This is a genomic window from Paenibacillus endophyticus (assembly GCF_014192395.1).
GTDB classification, from domain to species: domain Bacteria; phylum Bacillota; class Bacilli; order Paenibacillales; family Paenibacillaceae; genus Pristimantibacillus; species Pristimantibacillus endophyticus.
Genome location: NZ_JACHXW010000005.1, coordinates 396,829 through 404,235, shown reverse-complemented (window position 1 = coordinate 404,235; position 7,407 = coordinate 396,829). Strand labels below are relative to the sequence as shown.

At 48.9% G+C, this 7,407-nt stretch carries 5 protein-coding genes; all 5 read left to right on the top strand.

Features of this window, described 5'->3' with window-relative positions; translation table 11 throughout:
- Positions 1-214: 214 nt before the first annotated feature.
- Genes FHS16_RS11610 through FHS16_RS11590 form a run of 5 tightly spaced genes read left to right on the top strand, consistent with a single transcriptional unit; the run spans position 215 to position 7,329 of the window.
- On the top strand, positions 215-946 hold the full coding sequence (locus FHS16_RS11610; protein ID WP_183562094.1) for an ABC transporter ATP-binding protein: 732 nt from the start codon (positions 215-217) through the stop codon (positions 944-946).
- Entirely contained in the window at positions 912-1,985 is a 1,074-nt protein-coding gene (locus FHS16_RS11605) for an efflux RND transporter periplasmic adaptor subunit (protein WP_183562092.1), read from the top strand. Before FHS16_RS11610 ends, FHS16_RS11605 begins: the two co-directional genes overlap by 35 nt.
- 3 nt (positions 1,986-1,988) lie before the next feature.
- Positions 1,989-4,901, top strand: a complete 2,913-nt coding sequence (locus FHS16_RS11600) for an ABC transporter permease (protein WP_183562090.1) — start codon at positions 1,989-1,991, stop codon at positions 4,899-4,901.
- Positions 4,902-4,909: 8 nt separating this feature from the next.
- A complete protein-coding gene (locus tag FHS16_RS11595) occupies positions 4,910-5,800 on the top strand; it encodes an ABC transporter ATP-binding protein (RefSeq protein WP_183562174.1) in 891 nt (296 codons plus the stop codon).
- 5 nt (positions 5,801-5,805) lie between these two features.
- Complete coding sequence (locus tag FHS16_RS11590) at positions 5,806-7,329, top strand: ABC transporter substrate-binding protein (protein WP_183562087.1); 1,524 nt, start codon at positions 5,806-5,808, stop codon at positions 7,327-7,329.
- The last annotated feature ends 78 nt before the right edge of the window (positions 7,330-7,407 follow it).

The window sequence follows — 7,407 nt, the reverse complement described above, 5'->3', positions numbered from 1 at the left end:
CTCCTGTACAAAATGGTGGTGTGGTAACTTCCATTTTACACGAAGCCTTCATGGGCCTTTTGTTTTTTTAGGTGTCGCACTTCATTTTACAATCCGTCAAATAAAAAAAGTTTTGAAAGTTGTTTGAATTTGGCGTAACTTTTTGAGCATGTCCTTCGTCTATCATGTAAGATTAGAATTATGAAAGCTGGTTAAGGAGGGATCGGAAGCGCTAATGGCCATTCCGCAGGAAGAAGATAAGAGCACGGAAGCGCAGCTGGAGCCCACTGTAGAAAAGCGCAATTTACTGACGGTGAATGATGTAGAGCGCACATTTCAAGTTGGCGGTTCTCCGCTGCATGTATTAAAGGGCATTCGAATGGAGCTTAAGGAGAGCCAATTGATTATGCTAAGGGGCAGATCCGGATCAGGCAAGACGACGCTGCTCAATTGTTTAGGCGGTCTCGATACGCCAAGCAAGGGCGAAATCTTGTTTAACGGTTCGCCTTTCCATAGTATGAGTGATAATCAGCGTACATTAGTCAGGCGTAAGCACATGGGCTTTATCTTCCAAGCTTTTGCGCTTATGCCGCTTTTGTCCGCTCGGGAGAACGTAGAGCTTTCCCTTCGCATGGCTGGCATTCCTCGAGCGGAATGGAAAGACAGGGTTGTCCAGTGCTTGGAGCTAGTCGGCCTTGAACGACGGATGAACCATAGACCGTTCGAGCTCTCCGGTGGGGAGCAGCAGCGTGTCGCCATTGCCAAAGCCATTGCCCATAAGCCGATGCTGCTTCTGGCAGATGAACCAACTGCAGAGCTGGACTCAGGCATGTCGGCTCAGATAATGGCGGTATTCCAAGACATTATTCGCACTGAACAAGTTTCTATTTGCATGACTACACATGATCCTACGATTTTGGAGGTTGCCGACCATGTCTATGAAATGGTGGACGGGAAATTTATTTAAGCGTTCATTTGTTGTGGCAATGAGCGTTTCCCTAATTTTTGCAAGCGGGTGCTCGCTGCTCCCGGCAGAAGGTGAAGAAGAGGTATTACCAGAAATTGCACCGCCCCAAATCTCGAAAAAGCCAGAATATGAAGTCACGACGGCTACTTTGGAAACGAAGGTGCAGGTTATCGGCAAGCTGATTTCATTGGAAGAAGAGACGTTGTTCTTCACTTTGGACGGCAAGCATTTGAAAGAGCTGAGCGTGAAAGCCGGTCAGCAGATTAAAGCGGGTCAAACCATTGGACAGCTTGATGTCGATGATCTGGTGAAGACGCTGCGCATGGAACGGCTCGCATTCAAAAAAGAAGAAATTGCGATGAAGGAAACACTTCGCATGCGTGACGAGATGGATCCGATCGAGTTCGAGGAGAAGTCCATTGCGTTTGAAGAACGCAAGCAGAAGCTGGTAGACATGGAAGAGGAGATTGGCAAGGCGACACTGACTGCGCCATTTAGCGGTACGATTGTTACGCTGAACGTGCAGAAAGGCGATTTGATCAAAGCTTACGCGCCGATTGCAATCGTAGCGGACACAAGTAAAATTACGGCAGCGGCCAAGCTTACCAAAACGGAGATTGAGAAAATAGCTGTTGGACTTGAGGTCGTTGCCAATATCAGCAATGTCGGCACGTTTAAAGGGAAAGTCAAGCTGCTTCCGGTTAAAGCGGACGATCCAAATGCTGGCGGTGGCACGGGCGGAACGCCTGGTGAGACGAAACCGGAGAGACCAGAGGACTTCATGATCGTTGAACTAAAGGACTTGCCGAAAAACTTAAACCGTGGAACGCCATTATCCATCAACATTATTACGAAGCGCACTGAAAATGCCATAGTCATTCCTCCTTCTACGCTTCGTTCGATCGGTTCCCGTACTTATGTGCAGGTTATTGATGCCGAAGGCAAACGCGAGGTAGACGTTGAGGTTGGTCAGCAAACCTCTACTCAGATTGAGATTCTGCAGGGGTTGAAGCCAGGTCAGAAAGTTGTAGGTCGATAGCCAATGGGAATTCCGCTGTTTCGTTTTTTGTTCCGCAAAATGTGGAACACGCGCTGGCTAACGTTGAGCACGCTAGCAGGACTGACACTGGCGGTTGCTTTTGCAACGAGCATACCCATGTACGCGGATGGCGCTCTCAAAAGAGTGGTAGCGGAGTCGCTGCAGCAGAAAAGCACCGGATTGCCGGCTGGCTCCTTGCTAATGAGGTATCAATCTCCTGCAGGGGGCAAAACGGACATCACGTCGTTATCTGAGCTTCAACGGTATATTAGGGACGGGGTCCCTAAGGAAATTGGATTTCCTTTCAACACGTACGTCAATAGTTATTCGATTCGAGGCTCAGAGGTTGTACCTGAGGATCCGACTAAAGTGGATGCAGGACGCAATCGTCAGCTTACGATGATGACGATGTCAGGACTTGATAAAAACACAGAGCTTACTCAAGGCAGATGGTTCATAAATGCTGAGGGTGACGGTGAGTTAATCGAAGCCGTTATGTTCGAGGAAGCGATGTATCGCAATGATATACATATCGGCGATGTGTTTGAATACCCGATATATGGCGGGCTTGATCTAACTTTAAAGGTCAAAATCGTCGGAGCAGTCAAACCGCTTTCGGATACGAGCTCTTACTGGTATCAAGGTATGGAAAGCTTATTAAGCTCGCTTCAGATTAGTGAGGCTGCATTTGATAAAATGCTGCTCGCTAAGAAAGGCATACCGCTTCATAATGCGAGTTGGTATTATGCCTTTGATTTATCGGAGATTCAGACGAGTCAACTAACGCCGCTTGGGAAGACGCTTGAGCGATTGAATATCGAATTATATCAGCGCCTAAAGGATACAAGGGTTGAAATATCCTTTGCGTCGACCCTTGCTGAGTTCAAAAAACAAAGCTTGCAGCTGCAGACGCTTCTCTTTACGCTTGCTGCACCAATGCTGGCAATGGTCTTTTTCTTTATTGCAATGAATGCACGTCAGTCGCTTGATAAGCAGCGCAGCGACATCGCCGTGCTTCGAAGCCGCGGCGCAGGTACTCGGCAAATTATATGGATTTATTTGCTTGAAGGTCTGCTGCTCGGAGGCATTGCACTGGCGAGCGGCCCCTTTATCGGCTGGTTTATGGCGAAGAGCATCGGATCGGCCAATGGCTTCTTATCCTTCGTTAACCGGAAGTCGATTCCCGTTGGATTCTCTACGGAAGCAATCATTGCAGGCGGGGCAGCTGTGCTGCTCGCGCTTCTGGCAACGATTATTCCGGCTGTTATCTATGCAAGATCGTCCATCGTCAGCTATAAGCAGGATCTGGCTCGTTCAGACCGCAAGCCAAGCTGGCAGCGCTGGTATTTGGACGTTTTGCTAATCGGGGCAGCGGGCTATGGCTGGTATATGTTTAACGAGCGTCAAATGCTCACATTCCAGACGGGCATGACAACGGATCAATTAAATGTGCAGCCGTTTCTATTTTTCGTGCCGGCGCTGTCCATTTTTGCGCTTGGGTTATTCTTTTTAAGGCTATTCCCGTGGCTGCTCAAGTGCTTTACATGGCTTGGACGCAAATTTTTACCTGTACCGCTTTATTTGACGCTTATGCAGCTGTCAAGGTCTTCCAAAGGCTATTATCCATTGATGATACTGCTTGTTCTTACACTGGGACTCGGCGTGTACAACGCATCGGCGGCACGAACGATCGATTTGAACTCAACGGAGCGCACGCTGTATAAGTATGGTGCAGACGTAACGATTCAAACCGTTTGGGAAGGCTCAGCTGAGCTAACAACGACACCTGGCAATGGCGGTTCCGGCGGAAGCGGGGGCGGCTCAGGCAGCGGAGGCGGAAGCGGCGGCGGGTCTGGAGGAGGCGCGGGTGGAGGCTCTGGCGGTGGAGGAGGCGGCGGCCAAAGCGTGCCGACCAAGATCATGTATACAGAGCCGCCATTTGAACTGTTCCGTTCTTTAGAAGGCGTTGAAGCAGCAGCTCGCGTCCTTCAAGCGAAAGGGAGCGTCGTCATATCAGGCAAGTCCATTGGTCAAGGCACCGTAATGGGAATCGATAACGTCGATTTTTCCAAAGTGGGCTGGTTCCGCAATGACTTGTACCCGGTACATCCATTTAACTATTTGAATAACTTAGGCTTGTATGAGCAAGCGGCATTAATTCCTTCCAAAGTAGCCGAGAAATATCAGCTGAAGCTTGGCGATCCGGTTTCGGTTGGCTTTGCGGAAGGAAAGGTGGATTTTGTTGTTGTGGGCATTTTACCGTATTGGCCTAGCCAGTATCCGGATAAATCGCCATTTATTATTACGAATTTGGATTATATTTATGACCAGCTTCCGCTTATACCTTATGAAGTATGGCTCAAGATGAAGCCGGATGCCAAAGTAGCGCCGATCGTTACCGAGCTCCAGAAGGCGGGGATCGAGCTTGCCTCAGTTAAAGATGTTAGAAGCGAGCTGATCGCGCAATCGAAGCTTCCTACGCGCGGAGGCGTGTTCGGGATATTGAGCTTAGGCTTTCTCGTATCAGTCGTAATCACGCTAGCTGGATATGTCCTATTCTGGTTCTTTAATCTATCGGGCCGTGTCGTCCAATTCGGCGTCCTGCGCGCGATGGGTTTATCCCGGAAGCAGCTTACCGGCATGCTTCTCTTGGAGCAGCTGTTTACTGCGGGGCTTGCAATCGGACTCGGTGTTCTTATCGGGAAGACGGTCAGTCTGCTCTTCCTGCCATTTCTTCAGACCGCAGAGAATGTTGCAGAAACAGTGCCTCCGTTCCGGGTTATTTTCGATTCGAATGATACGAATCAATTGTTCATCGTAGTCGGAGTGATGATGTTTATTGGCGCGATGCTGCTCTTCCTTCATATTAGAAGGCTTAAAGTGCATCAAGCGGTCAAGATGGGAGAGGAACGATGACAACAGCGATGATCGATTGCGAAGGCTTGGTGAAGATTTACAAAACCGACGATCTGGAAGTCGTCGCGCTTCAAGGCCTCAACTTGAAAGTAAACGAAGGCGAGCTAATGGCAATCATCGGCAACAGCGGCAGCGGGAAATCGACGCTGCTGAACACGCTGGGCGGTCTTGACCGCCCCTCTGCCGGTCAGGTGCATGTAGGCCCATGGGATCTTCTTAAGATTACCGAAGAGGATCTTGTGAAGTACAAGCGAGAGACAGTAGGCTTTATATGGCAGAATAACGCCCGCAACCTGCTGCCTTATCTATCGGCGCTTGAGAATGTAGAGATGCCGATGATGCTGTCGGGCAAGGTTGACCGTGCCTACGCGAAGCAGCTACTCGAATGGGTGGGACTTAAAGAGCGTATGCACAACAAGCTCCATCAGCTTTCCGGAGGAGAGCAGCAACGGGTTGCCATTGCGATCTCGCTCTCGAACCGGCCCAAGCTGTTGTTAGCCGATGAGCCTACGGGCTCCGTAGATACGGCTACTTCCGATTTGATTATGGATATTTTTCGCAGACTTAATCGCGAGATTGGCATCACCATAGTCATTGTTACGCATGATCTAACGCTTGCGGGTAAAGTCGATCGTGTGGTAGCGATCCGTGATGGTTTAACGAGCACAGAGTTTATCAAACGGAATCCGAACATCAATCCTGATGGGAGTGAGGCAGAGCTACCTGCCGTTGCAGCAGGGCTGCAGGCTGTCCATGAAGCGTATGTCGTGGTAGACCGCGTTGGGCGGTTGCAGGTTCCGAAGGAATATTTAACAGCTTTAAATATTAAGGACAAAGCGACGATGGAATTTGACGGCGAGCGGATTGTCATTACTCCGCCGAAATCACTAGGGGGTTAATTGGAATGAACAAGAAACGTTTTACTGGTATGGGTATTCGCAAAATTACATTGGTTAGCTTAACGCTTGCTTTGCTGATCGGTTTGCTTGCAGCATGCAGCGGCAGCTCAGAAGAATCGACCGAAAAGCGCGTGCTTCGAATTGGCGTCTTGTACGGCGGTTCGGACAACGAGCCTTATTTCCGCCAGCAGTACACCGATATGTTCGAAATGTCTCATCCTAACATTGAATTCGAGATCGTAGGCGCAATTAATTACGATGATCAACGTTTTGAGCAGTCAGACCCTGCGAAGCCGACGACACAGCCTGATCCGTACGAGAAAATGACGGAAATGCTGAACGGCTCGAACCCGGTGGATGTTGTTGTGCTTGATTACAACATGCTTCGCCGCATGACGCAGGACAACTTGCTTCAACCGCTTGATCCGTTAGTCGCACAGGATAAGTTCGACCTTACCGATTATGTTCCGACTGTTATTGAAGGAATCAAATCCGCAGGCGACGGAAACTTGTATGCGTTGACGCCTACATTCAGCTCATCCGCTCTTTATTACAACAAGAAGCTGTTTGCTGATGCTGGTGTAACGCCACCGACTGATAAAATGCAGTGGGCAGACGTGCTTAACCTAGCGCGCCAAGTGGCTAAAGGCGAAGGCGAAGACCGCAACTTCGGTTTCTCATTCAACCGCTGGCCGTCTGACGGCTTTAACGACACGCAAGTATACAGCCAAGCGCTTCAATTAAAAATGTGGGATGACAAGGGCGAGAAAATGCTCGTGAACAGCGAGCAATGGGAGAGCGTATGGAACACGGTCTCATCCCTCTATCAAGAAGAAATTATTCCTACTCAAGAGTTCATTAACAAATTAAATGAAAAAGCAGTCGCTGACGGCGGAAACGGCAATGATCCGTTCTATGGCGATTTGTTTATCAAAGGCAAAGTAGCAATGACGATCGGTGAATACGGCTATATCAATGAACTGAAGAAAGCATCAGACAATGCTGCCAAAATTAAAGATTTCGTACCAGTAGATTGGGAAGTCGTTACCGTGCCGGTTCACCCGAATGATCCTGAGGTAGGCGGCAGCATTATGCTGAGCCAATTGATGGGTATTAACAACAAAGCACAAAATGATAAAGATGCTTGGGAGTTCATTAAATTTTCCAACAGCAAGGAATGGGCGAAGCTGAAGTCGAGAAGCCTTTATGAAATGGTTGCGCGCAAAGAGTTTTTGAAGCCAATTGGCGGCATGCAATACAATATGGACGCTTTTACAACACTTAAGCCGCTTCCTCCAACAAGCACGGATTCCGAGAAAATTTTCCGTGAAAAACCAGGTATTTGGGAAGCTCAATCACCAGGCTACGAGCTGTTCCAAGAGGTGATTAAAAAGACCAAAACGGCCAAAGAAGCACTTGCCGAGTGGGAAACTCGCGGCAACGCAGTACTTGAGAAGCTGAAAACGAATCCTAACGGAGGAATGGACGGCGGAGGCGGCGGTATCGGTATTTTGCCAGTGCCTAGATAATGAATGATCGTAGATAACGGACCATTTAAAAAGCCCGAGAGCGGTTTCTAACCGCTTCCGGGCTTTAATTATGTCCTT